At 34.4% G+C, this 16,251-nt stretch carries 13 protein-coding genes; 5 read left to right on the top strand and 8 right to left on the bottom strand.

Annotated elements, in window-relative coordinates; translation table 11 throughout:
* The first annotated feature begins 39 nt into the window (after positions 1-39).
* The gene (locus tag J7604_RS17715; protein WP_293898434.1) at positions 40-1,020 is read left to right on the top strand and encodes a hypothetical protein; all 981 of its coding nucleotides are present in this window, start codon (positions 40-42) and stop codon (positions 1,018-1,020) included.
* A 642-nt stretch (positions 1,021-1,662) separates the two neighbouring features.
* On the opposite strand, the gene J7604_RS17720 is transcribed toward J7604_RS17715, so the two are convergent.
* The 6 genes from J7604_RS17720 to J7604_RS17745 all read right to left on the bottom strand — a co-directional run bounded on the left by J7604_RS17720 (position 1,663) and on the right by J7604_RS17745 (position 10,040).
* Positions 1,663-2,238: a hypothetical protein gene (locus tag J7604_RS17720; protein ID WP_293898437.1), complete on the bottom strand. Its 576-nt coding sequence runs from the start codon at positions 2,236-2,238 to the stop codon at positions 1,663-1,665.
* A gap of 11 nt (positions 2,239-2,249) precedes the next feature.
* On the bottom strand, positions 2,250-3,227 hold the full coding sequence (locus tag J7604_RS17725) for a site-2 protease family protein (RefSeq protein WP_293898440.1): 978 nt from the start codon (positions 3,225-3,227) through the stop codon (positions 2,250-2,252).
* Positions 3,228-3,296: 69 nt separating this feature from the next.
* Complete coding sequence (locus J7604_RS17730; protein ID WP_293898443.1) at positions 3,297-4,055, bottom strand: T9SS type A sorting domain-containing protein; 759 nt, start codon at positions 4,053-4,055, stop codon at positions 3,297-3,299.
* A gap of 37 nt (positions 4,056-4,092) precedes the next feature.
* Complete coding sequence (locus J7604_RS17735; RefSeq protein ID WP_293898445.1) at positions 4,093-7,770, bottom strand: ATP-binding protein; 3,678 nt, start codon at positions 7,768-7,770, stop codon at positions 4,093-4,095.
* Positions 7,748-8,293 carry a hypothetical protein gene (locus J7604_RS17740; RefSeq protein ID WP_293898448.1) on the bottom strand — a complete coding sequence of 182 codons (546 nt, stop codon included), beginning with the start codon at positions 8,291-8,293 and terminating at the stop codon, positions 7,748-7,750. Before J7604_RS17740 ends, J7604_RS17735 begins: the two co-directional genes overlap by 23 nt.
* Positions 8,294-8,471: 178 nt before the next feature.
* Complete coding sequence (locus J7604_RS17745; RefSeq protein ID WP_293898451.1) at positions 8,472-10,040, bottom strand: hypothetical protein; 1,569 nt, start codon at positions 10,038-10,040, stop codon at positions 8,472-8,474.
* Positions 10,041-10,520: 480 nt separating this feature from the next.
* On the opposite strand from J7604_RS17745, the gene J7604_RS17750 reads away from it, so the two are divergent.
* Positions 10,521-11,654 carry an ATP-binding protein gene (locus J7604_RS17750; protein ID WP_293898454.1) on the top strand — a complete coding sequence of 378 codons (1,134 nt, stop codon included), beginning with the start codon at positions 10,521-10,523 and terminating at the stop codon, positions 11,652-11,654.
* Between the two features lie 117 nt (positions 11,655-11,771).
* On the opposite strand, the gene J7604_RS17755 is transcribed toward J7604_RS17750, so the two are convergent.
* Positions 11,772-12,212 (bottom strand): hypothetical protein, encoded by a 441-nt coding sequence (locus tag J7604_RS17755; protein ID WP_293898457.1) that lies wholly within the window; start codon positions 12,210-12,212, stop codon positions 11,772-11,774.
* Between the two features lie 151 nt (positions 12,213-12,363).
* Here J7604_RS17755 and J7604_RS17760 point away from each other — a divergent pair, with 151 nt between their 5' ends.
* The 3 genes from J7604_RS17760 to J7604_RS17770 all read left to right on the top strand — a co-directional run bounded on the left by J7604_RS17760 (position 12,364) and on the right by J7604_RS17770 (position 15,214).
* On the top strand, positions 12,364-12,552 hold the full coding sequence (locus J7604_RS17760; RefSeq protein ID WP_293898460.1) for a hypothetical protein: 189 nt from the start codon (positions 12,364-12,366) through the stop codon (positions 12,550-12,552).
* Positions 12,553-12,689: 137 nt separating this feature from the next.
* Positions 12,690-14,288 (top strand): T9SS type A sorting domain-containing protein, encoded by a 1,599-nt coding sequence (locus J7604_RS17765; protein ID WP_293898463.1) that lies wholly within the window; start codon positions 12,690-12,692, stop codon positions 14,286-14,288.
* Between the two features lie 182 nt (positions 14,289-14,470).
* Positions 14,471-15,214, top strand: coding sequence for a hypothetical protein (locus tag J7604_RS17770; RefSeq protein ID WP_293898466.1), 744 nt, complete (start codon positions 14,471-14,473; stop codon positions 15,212-15,214).
* Between the two features lie 17 nt (positions 15,215-15,231).
* Here the strand turns inward: J7604_RS17770 and J7604_RS17775 are convergent.
* A partial coding sequence (locus J7604_RS17775; RefSeq protein WP_293898469.1) for a fatty acid desaturase occupies positions 15,232-16,251 on the bottom strand: 1,020 nt, incomplete at its 5' end.

The following is a 16,251-nucleotide window of genomic DNA, read 5'->3' on the forward strand; positions in this document are numbered from 1 at the left end:
CATACTGACATCAATTAAACTGAATTCACTTATATAAATATGTCATCAACCACTAGTTTTTATCTTCAGGTCTATTACAACAGAATGGAGATAAACCGTTTCCTCTTTGAATGCTTATTGCCTTTACATGAAGAAGCGCCGGAAGAGGATGGATTTGATTTCTTTCATGAAACCAGCTTCCACCGAGGTGATCACTTTAAGATCTATTTAATATTCAAAAAATCTGTAAGTCCTGATTACATAAGAGAAAAATATATTTCCAAGATCAGTCTCTTCTTGCGGGAAAATCCAAGTGCTCCTTTAGACCCAACCTTCTATTTTCCAGAAAACTTTTTCCTAAAGTACCCTAACAATAGCTTTCAAGAGTTTGAAATAAACATTAGCATGAATAAATCATTTACAGAAAGTGATTTTATTAATGAAAAACTACTTGACTTTTTAAGTAGGTATACTCCCAACATGTTGGAGAACAGAGGCACATTTAATGATGATCTGGTTTTCGCAACAGGACTAGTATTGTCAGATTCAGTGGCAACTGTTTTGAGCGACAGCAGACCTGAAAAAGCAGACTTCTTCGAATGGCACTTTAAAGAGAGCATGCCAACTGCGGACTACTTTTCAAGAAAGGATAAAGAATTAAGAAAGCTTAAGCAGAAACAAATTAAAGAACTTGCTGAGCTTATGCGCAGAAGCTATTATGAACAGAAAGACACCATAACTTCTATGCTTGAGGCTTTTTCTGACGATGTGGAAGATACCGACTTTTATTGGCTCGATGATTTCAGAAAAGACCTTTTTGAAATTAAGCATATTATCAAGGAAGAGAAAGTTATTTTACCCCATTGGTTCAAATATACCTCCAATACAAAAACAAGGCTTCAGGACCAGGAGAAATGGCCCATAATGGCATCTATCCTCAAACATATTTATGCTACACTTGGCTTGCAGGAAGAAAACTCTCTTCAGACATTATATATGCTTAAGGAGTATTACAAGGATGCGGAGAAAAAACTGGCTTAGTCTGTTCATTCAATATTGAGTAAAACACAGTTGCACTTGTTCAAGAAAAACTCCTCGGAAACGAGGATTTTTTTTATTACTTCTGAATAAAGTAATCTAACATCCAAAATCCATTTCTCCTCTAAATTCAGTCCATTTGATATTTTTGCTGACTCCCATGCCTTTCCGAATTAAGCAAAATTCTTTCAAGCTAAAACGCGGAAATATCGGGCTATAGCCTGGAGGTTATATGCTTTAGCCTGGAAGCTCCATGCTTACTCCTGGAACTTTTGTGGGAACTTCTGGAACTTCCGGAAGGCTCCCGGAGGTTCAGGAAAATCATCCAGAAGCTTCGGGAGCAGTCCCTGAAGGTGCAGGCTAAAGCAAATTCTTTCCAGGCCATAGCCTAATAGTTACTTGCTTTAGCCTGAAAGCTTCAGGCTAACTCCCGTAGCTTTCAGGGGAACTTCTTGAGCTTCTGAAAGTATTTCCAGAGATTCGGGAAGCATATTTGAAAGTCCAGGACTTACATTCAGAAGCTCCTGAAACGAGACGAGATGGTCCTGCTCTGAGAAAGAGGCAATTTCAGAGATGGTATTTATTAGGGGCGTAATTGGGTATGTGCTGAAAAATGTTTTTATCAGAATTAATCTTTACTCTTACTTAGTCAATACCTAAGTCATTAGTAAAAGATTTCTCCATTTCTATTTCATAGTAATCAACACCGATGCAGTCTACTGTAATTGCTATTACAGAAACTAAAATTTCATAAATGTCGGTTATGTTTTTTGGGTCCACTAATTTTTGATGATTACAGGCACAGACAGCATCAATAAAATGTCCAGCAGTTATCTTTTCCCATTTATATTTTGGAATCCATTTGAGAAAAGACAACCATTTACTAGGACTTTGGTCTGACACATAAGGCTTAGGTAGTACTAAGCCTGTCTTTTGAGCAATGGAATCCCATGATTCTTCATTCAGGGGATCAATAGTTTTAAAAATAAAATCGGAGTAATAGATGTCATCATTTATCAGGCCTTCTAGCTTTAAGGCTTGATTTATCATCTGGAGCATATCATCCTTTAAAGGAAAGTCGTTAGCTTCAATACTCAAATATCTAGCAACCATATTGACCATATCCTGAACAGTATTAATCTTTTCAGCGTCACTGTTGAGAATTTCAATTCCAAAATACTGTTCTATTTCAATTAAAAGTAATACACTATCCAGGCCCATAGGAACATGGTTTAAAAACTTCCTGTTAAAACCATACTTACTCCAATAATTACAAAAGGAATTATAAAAGATAAAATCCAAATTGCTGTAAAAAGTATTTTACCTCCCACTTTAAGATCCTGAATTGGTTCTTTTTGAATGACCGCTTTAACCTGCCCTATTAACTTCTGTTCATTTTCTGAAATCTCATATTTCCCGGGAGTCATATACTTACTAAAAGCCTGTATATTTTTCCCTATCTCATCACGGATAAGCCAGTATTCTTCATTACTAAGTTCATCATAACTTTTGTTAATGTTAATTCCTTTATCCAGCACAGCTTTCTTAGTCTTTTTCAACTGGGACTGAGCAAATAGCTGAAGCATTAAAAAACCAGGAACAAGCATCAAAAAATAAGATTGAGAAGTTATGGAATAGTAGAATAGAGCACCAATGGATAAATAGCTGAATATACTGCCAATAAGCTCACTTCTTTCGAAAAACAAACATTTGATAAGTCGTCCTCCATCCAAAGGTATTATTGGGAGCAAATTAAAAAGATTTATAAAAATCATAGAATTAGCAGTATTCAGCAAAAAGTCATTATTATTTGCCAAGGAAAAGTAATATAATACCGCACCCAGCAATACTCCTGGCAAGGGTCCTGCAAGCAAAATGACTGCGGATTGCTTTTGGGAGATCTGGTCTTTTGTACCCGAAACAAATGCTCCGAAAAATGGAACAAAGAACATTGATACATCCTTATAATTGTAAAACTTCATTGCAGCGAAGTGTCCCAATTCATGAAAGAATATCACACCAGCTAATACAAATATGCTCGTCAGATCCCAATCAAATACAAGATAGGAAACTGTAACAAACAAGACTGCACTTGCCAATGAAGATAGTAATGATTTAGTTGCACTTTCCTTTGTTGGTTTTGGTTTGTCAGGATAAACAATAACATTGGACTCTAAATAGGTTGTTTCTACTCCACTTGTAGTTTCCATAATTTTAAATTGTCAATAATAATAGACAACAAAATCATACAATCAGCTAATATATTCTATTCCATTCAACTATCGTACTAAAAACTTTTTACCTTGACTTTCGCCAGAAGAACTTACAACCTTATAAGTATAGATTCCTGGATTCATTTCTGAAACATCTAATACAATCTCCTGGAAATCTGGCCCAACCTTTACTGATTTTATTAAAGAACCAGAAGAATTGTAGATATACAATTCACCTTGACTATCGGTCAAATAGTAAGGCAAAGTTATACCTGTTACGGCAGGATTAGGGTATGGATTTTCTGATACATTTTCAATTCTATTATCTGAAGATTGGATTGTGCCTCCCAATGAATAAATTCTGGTCCATATCCATCCTGGATTAGTCTGAAAAAACGATGTACGCATTTTAGGACCGTATGGCGTATTAAAGGTCTCAATCGCATCGACGGAATCCATCTTGATAATTTCTGATCCATCCTTATTGAAAATTGTTCCAGTAACCTTATAAGTACTGAGATTCTGAGATCCCATAAAATATTCATACTCGTCGTCTTTATCAAATAACTTTGAAGAATAATCAGAAACACGAATTATAAATGAACCCGCTTCTAAAGGAATTTGAATCTCATCAAAAATTGTATGATCAAAATTATAAACTCTCAATATTTTATTTTCTCTATCTACAATTTGATACTTAGTTACTCCATCAACCTTAATCACTTCTATAAATTGAGTCGAACTGGTTTCCAGTGCCACTTGAGCTTTTGCAGAAAATAGGACCATTGTAATTAACAATCCAAAAAGTATAATATTCTTTTTCATTTAAAAATTGTTTATAAGTTTAAAATTGTTTTTCATCCTATGGCTCAATACTCATTGTCAACAATGGCACCACCTTCACATTTCCATGCTGATCTTTTCTGAATTTATAAGTATAATTATAATGAGTCTCTAACTTGCTTTCGTTTGGAAGACCGTTAATCAGATAGATGTTCCTCTCTTCTGCAAAGCTTATCAACTCTTTCAAATAAGGAGCAGAGATCTGCCCTACCTCATCTATGATACAATGAACTTTAAAGTTCTGAGCAGTTTTTTCCGTTGATTCTTTTATAAAAACATTTAATAATGTGATATATATTACAGCTTTTACAAGCATATCCGTACCTGTAGAACCAACTCTGTCAATCTTCTCTATCCACCCAGTGTCATTTTTTCCTTCTTTAATTCTAAATCTCAGTTCAAACAAATCCTGAACTTTTATCTCATCATAGTTTTCTTCACTGATGGTCTTTTGAAGGTCGTTCAGTAACTCTACTGACTTTTTATCTATCTCTGACTTAGCTTTATTCTCTTGATTAAACAAATTCGATTCACCGTAAAGGAAAGGGTTCTGCTCTCTGAATTCAGCAATTTTCTGAAGCTTCTTCAATACCTTATTCTCACTATCTTCAGACTTCAGCTTTATGTATTCGATCAGTTTAGAACTTTCAAATGATGCTCTTCCAAAATCCGCTTCCATTTTACTGATCATTCGATTGATACGTCCTTTATGATCTGTCAATGCTTTAACTTTTGTAGCAATGGCATCAATCAACATACCATGATTCTTTGCTACTTCTGCAATGGACGTCTGAATCTTATTTTCATTGTAAAACTCCTGAAGGTACTCGGCAAATCTTTCGTATTCGAATTCATTTGCATTTGGATTAATACGAAAATTCAAATGGTTTTCCGGACGAAAACGACCAGTAAACTCAGTAATCTTGTTTCTGAATTTTTCAAACTGTCCATGATATTCCCCGTCATTAGAAAACAGCTGAGAACAAAGTGCTGTAATGCCAAGGTCAGAAGGCATGGCTGTGGCAGGCTCTATCAAATGACGCAGACGTTCAAACAGAGCCTTTTCTTTAAAATGCTTTTCAAAATATTCCAGTCCATCTGTATACTTCTTAAGCTCTTCAAGGAATTTTGAGCTTTCCTTTTCTAACTGAATCTTATCTTTATCATATGATTGCTTTTCGGCACTGAAATCCTTTTCGCATTGTTTTATCTTCTCATCAAGAATTTCTTTTTCCTTATTAAAAGATTCAACTTTATCAAACAGTTCACGTTTATCCTTCTTATAATCATTTACAAGCTCAGCATTCTTTTCAATCTCATCAAGACCTTGTTTAATGCTTTTTATTTCATTCTCCAGACTCTTAATCTTAGAATCATCAATACCTTTATTCTTTAAGCTCTTGGACTTATCTTTTTGTAATTGCTCTCTTCTTTCATTGAGCTCTTCCAGCTTTTGGTCTTTAGATTCTTCAAGTATTGCAGCTTCTTCATCATAATCTTTCTTTGCTTCACTTATCTGATCTGCTTCCTTATCTTTCAATTGCTTCAATTCATCTTTAAGCGACTCTGCAAGACCTTTCATTGAAGCATTAATCTCGGCCAATTCCTTTTTAAGCTCTTCCTGAAGTGTGTAAACATCTGTCAGGTCCTGTTCTCTCTGAGATTCAGCTTTTCTCTCCCAGTCATTAAGATCAAGTGTGAATTGCTTCTCTTTTTGTTCATCCTGCTCAGCATCATAATCCAGCTGAGAAAGTTCATTTTTAAATTGCGCGCTTTTCTTACCTATGGATGCTAACTTAGATTGCTCTTCTCTGGCCTGGGTTTCCCTGAAATCAAGGAAGTTCTGATTCAATACAGATTTCTCTTCCAGCAAAGATGATTTCTCCTGTTCATATTCTTCAAGTGACTTGGAATGAATTTTTACATTAGCCAGATCAAGTTGAATTCCATACAAAGTATCCAATTCCTTTTGAATCAACTTAGGGTTCAGATCTTTATTAAAGAGAAGTTCTTCATTACAAACCTTCCCTATTGTTTTATGCCATTCAGGATAATGCTCCTGCAAGAAGCCAAAAAATGCATTCTGATGAACAGAAAGCTTTTCTTCAATGGCTTTGATCTTTTCATCTATCAAAGCTATTTCTTCTTTATTCTTCGAAGTAAATTGCTCAGCTGTTATCTTATTCTTTTCTTTTATATGTTCAGCTTCTTTTCTCAAAGACTCAATCTCTCTGTTCTTAATTTTTGATTGAGCCTCTCTGTCAAGCCGCCTCTTTCCTATTTCGTCAAGGTTCTCTTTTATAAGAGCAATCTCTCTTTCATAGTACTTCTTCTTTTTTATTTCCTTTTCGGAAAACTCTGCTTTCTGTTTATCCAGTTCTTTTTTATGAAGACGACCTTTGTATTGATCTGTAGCGGAAGCATGTTTTTCTCTTAGACTATTTTCATTCTTTCTGAACTCTTCAGCCAGCTTGCTCTTCACTTCTTGAAACTTCCTTTCAAGAGACAAGCCTTGACTTGCAATCATATTCAGGAATTCCTTCTTCTCATTTTCAAGTCCATCGAACAAAGTTTTGAATTGTTGTTCTACGTCTTTGAAACCGGCTGTCAGCGTTGAGTATTCTGTTTCCCTGGCTTGCAGACTTGCTAAAAGCTGCGCTTTTTCATCAGCCTTCTTCAACAGATCTTCAATCCCTTTTCCCTGATACTCCTTTTGCTTTTTATCCGCTTCTTTAAGTCTGGATTTAATAGCTCCGATTTCCTGATTGATTTCACCCTTCTTTTCCTGAAAGGCATTTTCTTTCCATTTAAAATCCTTTGTAAGCGCCTCTGCCTTTTGCCTGAAATTTGCAACCTGTAATCCTAATAAGTCCTTCTGCTCTGTTGCATATTTAATTGCTCCTCCAAGTTCTGCTGCAAGAGCTCGCTGTTTGGTTTTAAGATTTTTTATCTGTGAGAAATTATCTTTAATCAACTCTCCTCTTTGAGCATTCTCTTTTCTGAAGAATGTCTCGATATCTTGATATTTCTCGGTAAACTGGCGCAACTGACGTTCTACAGTCTTCAGTTCTATATTGGTATGTTTAGTGCTGATTGAGTTTGCAATACATTCTTTCACAAACTCTGCCTTTATAGAAGCTTCGGAGCTCAGGAAGATTGAAGTAATAGCAAGTGGAATGTTGTGATAATTACTATTCCCTTTAAGTAATGCAAACTTTTTATAACGCTTATCCGGGTCTGCTCCATAGATTATATTTCTATACCTTTCAAAGGTCTCTATCTGATCGCTATAATATAATTTATTTTCATTAAACCTTGTCAAGACTTCTTTGGGAAGTACGGCTTCATTGTTAACGATATACAGGTCTTTATTAAAAGGACTTTCCACAAAACGGAACAACAGTTTATTATGCCTGTATATCATCACATGGAACATGCCTTCTTCTGTCAGAATTTCATATATGATATATGAATTCGGATATTGGAAATAATAATCCTCAAACGACTTCTGGGAACCAGAAATTCCAAGACCTCTGGTATTGGCGCTGTAGAAGAACAATATCGCCCTTTGCAAGGTGGTCTTCCCCATATTGTTGGTTCCGACGAAACATGTATTACCTGCTATCTCTGCACTGGAATAATCGGTATTCGCAATGTTGATAAAAATGATCCTGTTAAGAATTCTTCTGCTCTCCATCGTCTTCAATAGTTATTAGAGAAATAATAGTTTCAAGGTAATGTATGGCATCCATTACCTTGTATGTATCTTCGTCTTCCTGTTCCAGGAATCCACCGTTGGCCAAAGCGCCCGCTACATCTATCACTTTATCTGTCAGCTTGTCTTTTCTTGATATCGCATATATTTTTTGTCTGAGCCTTTCATTTGCAAAACACTCTTCTGCTATCTGAGTTACTCTGTAACGCGTGCCAGTAACAGGCTTCACATCAAGACAGGAGAAAAAATCCATCACATCGATAAAGTGAGCAAACTGTTCCAGTTTTTTCTCCATATTGGTATTCGTCTCATCCTGTTGACTGAAATAATAATAGTTGTGTCCACTTTCGAGGTGATAGCCTATATGGGCAAAATATTCCTTCAGTACCTTGAAGTTTTCTTCATGACTGATACAGTCATACAACCTCGCCTGACTTCCATTAGAACTAATGAAGTTACCTTTGCTAAGGATCTGAAATATTTCTGCTGTTTGTTTGGGAACCATTTCTTTGAGCTTAAAGCTGAAAGCAAAAATCTTAAAGCTTTAGATTTTTAGAATAATTTAATTTCTTGTTACTTAAAGCTGAAAGCACAATACTTAAAGCTTTATTAGTTTTAAATATTAATTTGACAAATAGTAAAACAGCTCATTCTACTAAAGAGAAAAGCTAAATTCCTTCTTATTAATTTTTGTCCTTTTTCTTTCCTTGGGTTTTAACTTTAGTAGCTTTTTTCTTTCCATCTTTCAGTAAAGGAACACTGTGCAATTCGTTTCCTATCTTAAGATTTAAGCCATCAGTTTTCGTTTTTTTACTTTCTGCTTTTGGCTTTTTACTTTCAACTTTTGGCTTTACGCGTTCTGCTTTTAACTCTACTTTTTCCTCTTTACCCTCTTCAACCTTTGGCTCGACAGATACAATCTTCAACTCTTCACTTTCAACTTTATGTTTTGCGCTTTCAGCTTTCGACTTTTTACTTTCAACTTTTAACTTTTCGCTTTCAACAGCTTTAGAATTTTCACTTTCAGCTTTAAGCTTTCCGCTTTCCCCTTTCGGCTTAATAAGCGCATAGCCAACTTTCTGCTTTTGCCCTTTATCATTTATCAACTCAATAAAGCCAAACTCATCAGTGATGTCAAGCTGCGGGTCATAGTCTATAGAGATACCGACATATAAAGAAATTCTTTTCTCAAGGCTTAACTCACCAATTTTTTCAGGGAAATTATAAGATTGTACAAATTGAAATAAGTCAACATTTCCTGTTTGAAACTTTTCTACAAGTCCTGCAATATTGAGACTGGCAGACTCTTCTTTATACGTCTCATAAAAGCCGTCTGACATTCTGCCAGCTGGCTTTCGGTCGGTGTGTCTTAATAAATGAAGTTTGGAAGCTACCTTTTGTGTTAGTGCCGAACCTTGATCCGAATAAAGAAAATCAATAGATAATCTTGTCTTTAAAGGCACGCGTTTACGGAACATCAAGGCATTTGTTGAAGCTACGACATCAACAAAATTCGTTTTATACTTTAGTTCTTCGTAGTCCTTTAATTCTTTTAGGCGCTGAATCTTCCTGTAAATCTCAGCCTGATATTGGATCTTGTTGATATAATCAATGATCTGTGCCTGAATTTCATTCAGATAATCACGATTTCTTACTAATGTATATCTTAAATCAAGTATAATAGAGCTCAGCTCGGCATCAACAATTGTATTAAAAAAGTCCTGTGCATCAGCAATGATCTGCTCTGTTTCTTTGATGAGGTTGATGATATCATCCCGCTTTCTCTTGTATTTATCAAGCTCCTGAAGTTTTATCAGGTAATTTCCCTGATTCTTATAAGCCTCATCGATATTCTTGTGAAGTTTTATAACCTCTCTGGAAGTTGTGGAATTGATCTTCTTTAGTGATCTCTTAATGTTCCGGAGAAACCGTGGATTGCTATCTATCCGGTAATATTTCAGATTTTCATTGAGAGATTGAATATTATCATTAATGAAGCTGGTCGTAACTTCTCCAATTTCAAGTACTTCCTCAATAAAAGTAATGATCCGGTCATCCAGACTGATGATATTATTGTTTTCATGAATGATTTCGTAAATGGCCAGCTTTTCCAGCTTTTCATCACTCATATCATCCCGAGCGAGAATTTCAGACTTGTTTATGGATTCTTTATTTCCAAAAAGCATTTCTATAACCTCCCTGTTTTGATAAAGGAGGTTGATGAGATCTTTAATGCTTAAAGGCTGCTTCACTTAAAATACCTGATTATGTTTCACTTGAGGACAAAAATCGAAGTTTTAATTTTTGCCCAAATATAAAAATACACTTTTATCCCGGACCATTGAAGGAGAATTAAGGGAATTCTTACATTTAATTTATTTAATTTAGCCACAACAAACATCTCATTGATTATCAAAGGATAAAATATTTTATTTGAACCTTTCTACTTTGAAAAAATAATGACTAATAATTCCTCCTGATTTTGAGATTTATAATTGGATGAAAAAATTCATCGAATATTTTTGACCTTTACATATAACCCAATCAGAGACTCAACAATAAGTTCTAATTAGTTCTTCACTTTCCTCATTTCCAATATTCCTTATTAATTTCTACCACTGAATAAGCTTTACAGATTACTAAAAACCAGACTATTAAATCTGCCCCCTTTGTTTCAAATTAGAACCTTTACAATGGTTCCATAGGTTATTTAAGTATAAATCGACAGAGAGATGGCGCACAATACTTTTAAGGATAAAGAATTAAAAAAGATTGATACCTCAACATTCTTTACAGAAATAATGGAAAACTCTCAGGCTGCAGGAGTGATTGTAATGAATGTAAATGGCATAATCCTGGACAGTAGTATCAGTGTCCAAAAGGTATTAGGGTATGCGAAAGATGATATAATAGGAAACTATTATGACATTTTATTCATTCCTGAAGATCGTTTAAGAAACCTCCCAGAAATTGAATTAAAGACGGTAAAGCAAAAAGGCTCTTTCATCGATGACAATTATCTCCTTCACAAAAAAGGAGCTTACATATGGATACATGGAGAAAGTATTTACACACAAGATGAGGATGGAAATATTTTCATTATAAAGGTAATTTTTGATATAAATGATAAGAAGCTTTTAGAAGAGCAATTAACTCATTCCAATCAGAAATTAGTTAATATAAATAATGATTTGGAAAACTTTATTTACACTGCCTCTCATGATTTAAAAGCTCCTATAAATAACATAGACGGATTATTAGAATCTGTTAAAGATGAGTTAGGTTCTGATTGTAATCTAAAATTAGAAGAATCAGGTTTATTGGAAATGCTCAATACCTCTATTCAAAAGTTTAAGGATAACTTATTTGATTTAACATCCTTAGGAAAAAGCCAAAATGGTATAGCTGAAGAAATAAAATCCAGGGTAGATTTTAAAGAGGTACTGGAACAAGTAAAATTTGATTTACAGGATACTATTGATAATGCACATGCAATGATTTATGACTATTTAACTGAAGCATCCTTTATCAACTTTTCTAGAAAAAATTTAAGGAGTATTCTATTCAATCTTCTTTCTAATGCAATTAAATATGCATCTCCTGAACGAAAACCAGAGATAATAATCAGGACTTCAAAAGTCAGAGAGGATATAATTCTTTTAGAGGTTGAAGACAACGGTTTGGGCATTTCTCCTAAAGACCAAGAGAAAGTGTTTTCAATGTATGAACGATTGCATAAACATATTGATGGAACTGGAGTAGGCTTGAATATTGTCAAAAGGATTGTAGAAAATAATGGTGGAAGAATTGAATTAGAAAGTCAGGAAGGAAAAGGGTCAAAATTTAAAATCTTCTTTAAAGAGTAATGTAATAACCCTATCATCCAGACAGATAGGTTATTGTTCTCGTGTGAATAACTAGATCTAATGAAAGATAAATCTAAAAAGTAAAATAAAACCAAATTAAATCAACCTGACAAACAATTATTTATTTTCCAAAACACTTTTCGTATCAGAGATTATTTTAACTATTTCCTGTATTGACATGGTTAGATTTACTACACTAAACTCTTTTTCCAGTATGTTAGAAGGACCTTTGGATTTTACTCTTAGTTTCAAAAACAAAAACTCCTCTTTATCCTCCTCATCATCAACATATACCTTAACTTTTACCTCCACAATGCTTCTCCAGGAAATGGTTTTATTAAAGTTATATGCAAGAAATAATCCTTCTTCAGATATAATTATCTGAGGTTTTCCGGAGACAAAATTCGCCCCAATATAGAAAAAGTTGCCTCCTATGAAAAACAAGAAAACTCTGGCTACATTTAATGGGATAAAGATCATTATAAGCCATATAGATATACCTATAACAATAAACTGAAAGGCTACTTTACGATTGTTATAAATAAATATTTTTTCCATTGAAAGATTTATAGGGTAAAAGTAACACAAATAATAATCTGAATTTGTAAAACTAAATTTCATTAAAAAAAACAGTTTGAATTGCTCTCATTTGATTTTATAAAAAACATTTCAGGAGAAAACAACCTTAATATTGTAAATATGGAGAAGGATGAGTCTTAAAAAAATTTTCGGAGCAATTTTAACACTATTGGGAGCTGCTACCCTGCTGTATGCAGCATTTACCTTTATCAATAATAAAAACCCTGAATGGAGGACCCTCATTGTATGTTCAATAATAGGGCTCTTATTTTTTTCCTCAGGAATAGGTTTAATTAAAGGACTTAAAGATGATAATTAGGTAACGATTTTTTTATTCACTTGATTTAAGTCTGTTACCGGTAAAATCTATAATTGCCGAAGAGACTCTTCTCTCAAAACATTTTTAAATATAAAATGCTTTTTTTCTAAACAACCAATAATTATTACCATAAAATTATGACACGACTATTACTTCAAAGAAAAGGCATTAACCTTTCTTTCATTTTATTTTTAATGTTCAATTTGAATAACCTATATGGACAACAAGTAAAGCTGCCGACAGATACCACCTTCAGTGAGAATTTGAGTAAGAATCCTGATAGAGATCTGTACCCGGGAGAAGAGTTTGATATTTTCTTTGACATGACAGGTTTTCCCCCTGGCACTATATATATCGCTCTGATGCATAAAAGCGATGAAGAGATCACCATAGGCGGAACTACAACTGGAAGTCCGATACATGCTAAGATACCTTTGGATGCTGTCCCTGGAAACTATGGTGTAAAGGTAGTCGCAGCGACTAGCCTTCCTGGAAAATCTAAAACTATTATAATCAGAGATTCTCTGAACTACGACATTAATAAGTGGACGTCAATTTCAGGAAACGAAGCAGGCAAATTACAATTTTCTGGTACAGGTGAAAGAGTAGCAGTTTCTAAGCCTGTGAATTTCTCTACTGGAGGATTTATTCAGGTTGATTTCAAATGGCTTCAAACGAACACTACTGCGAATTCAGATGTTTATATCGAATACTCTACCGACTATGGCGCAACATGGCAGCCAGGAACAAAACTTTCACCTGCTGTGAATTACGATAAATTCATGTTGTATGATTTTCCTGCCTCTGCTAATTCAGACCATACACTTGTTCGTTTTACACAACCAAATTATACAGCAGGGATGGATGGATGGAAAATAGATCTCATTTTATTGGATGAGCAAGGCAATACTATAATGCCTAACTACTATGAAAATATCCACTTTGCTGTGCTAGGTCCTAGTATCATTCTTAACAATCCTGAGTCAAGGGCAATTTGTGATGGACAAGCAACAAATTATAGCTTTACAACAAGAGGAGTATTTCCAGAAGGCAATGTTTTCACTGCTCAAGTATCAGATAAATTGGGAAATTTTGATAATCCGGTAGATATAGGAACATTATCTTCAACAACAGGCGGAACAATCAATGTAACATTCCCTGATAATCTGCAAGCCGGAAACCTTTATAAAGTCAGGGTCATTGCAATTGCAAATGGAAAAAATATTAGTGCCTCCGATGCATCTCCTCATCTTGAATTAGGCGATTATTGGAATTCTACAATTACCAAAGATCAAAATACACTTATAGCGCCAGAAGGTACAAGTTACCAGTGGTACAGGGACAATCAATTAGTTGATGGAGCAACTGGAAAAACTTATGAGAGTGATGGTTCAGGTTATTTCTCCTGCAAGGTAACCGGAACTAACGGATGTACTTATATTACCTCTGCAATTGGAGTTGGGGTGTTAGGAAACTATAAAAAATTGGCAGCGGAAAACTTTACGCTGTTTCCGAACCCTTCAAATGACAAAATTACGCTTACTTCTTTAAAAGCACTGGAAGGAGAAGTAGAAGTTAGCTTGCACAATTCAGTAGGTGAAAAAATCTATTTTCAAAAAATTAATCTTAATCAACCTACTTTAGATATCGATCTTAATGGATTTAAAAGAGGAGTTTATTATCTGATGATCATTCATGAAGATGAACGGGTTTATAAACCAGTTATTAAGCTTTAACTAAATACAGTTACCACGGAAAGCCTTGTTTACAGGGGCTTTCCGTTTATTTTAAAGAAAGATTATATTTAAAAAACATCGAATCATTTACCTTTTTACCTCTCTTTAGTTCATTTCATAAGATACCTTTCGATTTCCCTGAAAACTGGCTAAATTGCATCCAGATTCAAGGTTTCAGTAGAATGAAAGTATCAGGTAACGGAAAAGAAAAAAAGAAGAAAAAAATTAAGCTTACCCTTTTTGCGCGTGTACTTTTATTTATCATTCTTTTCAGTGTTGCATTTTTAATCTGGAATAAATTCAGATTTCTTCTGAACAATCAGCCCGTACTGGACAATAAGAATTACCCACTTGAACTGGACTCCATCAATATCGTTAAGAAAAAATTGTATAAAAAAAGAGCTGGAAAAGCTGAGCTGGAAAAGAACTTTCTTCACCTGATTAATAAAAAGGTTTTCCCTTATTGGTACGGTACCAAATGGGACTTTAACGGTACCACCGAAACACCCAATGAAGGAAGAATAGCCTGCGGATACTTCGTTACAACAGTACTAAGAGATATGGGAGTACCTATAAAAAGAAGCAGAATGGCGCAATGTCCTTCGGAAGAAATGATCAGAAGTCTCGTCTCAAAAAAGAATGTCCATCATTTGTCAGGCCTTGATATCAATGAATTCGAAGCAAAGTTGAAGCAGTTTGGCAATGGTTTATATGTGATTGGATTGGACAAACATACTGGATTTATACTTTTATCAAGTGATGGAAATTACTTTATCCATTCCAGTGGCATGTACCCATTTCAGGTAGTAAAAGAACCTTTAGTTAAATCTAATGTCCTTATCAAATCCAACTACAGAGTAGTAGGTAAGATCAGCTCTGATGAGATATTTCTGAGGAAATGGGTGAGGAACCGAAGCACTCAATGAGTTAGATATTAATCCCATTATAGATGTGACATATTTTTCAAATGCCTCAAATGTGCTAATACCCCTCCCCAATAGGTAGTTTGATTTGGTTTGACCCCATTTTCAATTAATACATCGTACAAAATCCTATTAAGTCTAGGATAATAAAAATGATGTATATGAGGGAAAAGATGATGAGCTATATGATTATTAAAACCTCCGAATATAAAATTGGCTAATTTACTATAGGGATGCATATCATTAGAACATTTCACCTGATTCATCAACCAAGAAGTTTCTATAAATCCATCCTGATCGACTTTAGGATATTCAACGCCTTCTACATGATGGGTCATAAAAAAGGTAAATAACAGAAATAAAGATATGACTACATGCATCAGTAAAAACCCTGACAATACTATAAACCAAGGCTGAGGCGAATACATTAAAGGTAGTATTATTAAATAGAATATATAAAACAACTTCTGAATCCAAAAGGAAGCGCCATACTTTAGTGGATAAGTTTTTTTTCGATTTTTGCCTGAGAAAAAGATACTAAAATCTTTAATACCAATCCAAAACAGAGAATATGTAGTATATGCTAAAGGTGCATAAAGATGCTGAAACCGGTGAAACCAAAAATACCTGCTCCCAGGTATCACCCTTATCAAACCTGATATTTCCAGATCAGTATCATAATTCTCTACATTAGGAGCATAATGATGTGACTCTACATGTCTTTTCTTCCAGGCTTCCGCATGCGCTCCATTAATTGCATAAATAAGGATAAAACCGATATCATTGTAAGTTTTACTTTTAAAAATTGTTCCGTGCGAAAAATCGTGAGCAAAATTAAATGCTAACAATAATGCCACCAGACCATAAAGAATAAAGGTGAAACAGAATACTATGCTATTATCTGTCAGATACAAACAGGAATATGTAAATACCAACAATAAACTATAAATGCTAAATTTTAATGTATTTGCGATGAGGAATTCTTTTGAATCAAAATGTATCCCTTCTTCTACCCTGCGATGAATAACCTTGAGCAAAGC

The organism is Sporocytophaga sp., from assembly GCF_017745095.1.
Classification (GTDB): Bacteria; Bacteroidota; Bacteroidia; order Cytophagales; family Cytophagaceae; genus Sporocytophaga.

Coding starts and splice junctions, on each gene's coding strand:
- J7604_RS17735 (WP_293898445.1), bottom strand. CDS start 7,770: ATGGAGAGCAGAAGAATTCTTAACAGGATCATTTTTATCAACATTGCG.
- J7604_RS17750 (WP_293898454.1), top strand. CDS start 10,521: ATGGCGCACAATACTTTTAAGGATAAAGAATTAAAAAAGATTGATACC.
- J7604_RS17730 (WP_293898443.1), bottom strand. CDS start 4,055: ATGAAAAAGAATATTATACTTTTTGGATTGTTAATTACAATGGTCCTA.
- J7604_RS17770 (WP_293898466.1), top strand. CDS start 14,471: ATGAAAGTATCAGGTAACGGAAAAGAAAAAAAGAAGAAAAAAATTAAG.
- J7604_RS17715 (WP_293898434.1), top strand. CDS start 40: ATGTCATCAACCACTAGTTTTTATCTTCAGGTCTATTACAACAGAATG.
- J7604_RS17740 (WP_293898448.1), bottom strand. CDS start 8,293: ATGGTTCCCAAACAAACAGCAGAAATATTTCAGATCCTTAGCAAAGGT.
- J7604_RS17765 (WP_293898463.1), top strand. CDS start 12,690: ATGACACGACTATTACTTCAAAGAAAAGGCATTAACCTTTCTTTCATT.
- J7604_RS17720 (WP_293898437.1), bottom strand. CDS start 2,238: ATGGGCCTGGATAGTGTATTACTTTTAATTGAAATAGAACAGTATTTT.
- J7604_RS17725 (WP_293898440.1), bottom strand. CDS start 3,227: ATGGAAACTACAAGTGGAGTAGAAACAACCTATTTAGAGTCCAATGTT.
- J7604_RS17755 (WP_293898457.1), bottom strand. CDS start 12,212: ATGGAAAAAATATTTATTTATAACAATCGTAAAGTAGCCTTTCAGTTT.
- J7604_RS17760 (WP_293898460.1), top strand. CDS start 12,364: ATGAGTCTTAAAAAAATTTTCGGAGCAATTTTAACACTATTGGGAGCT.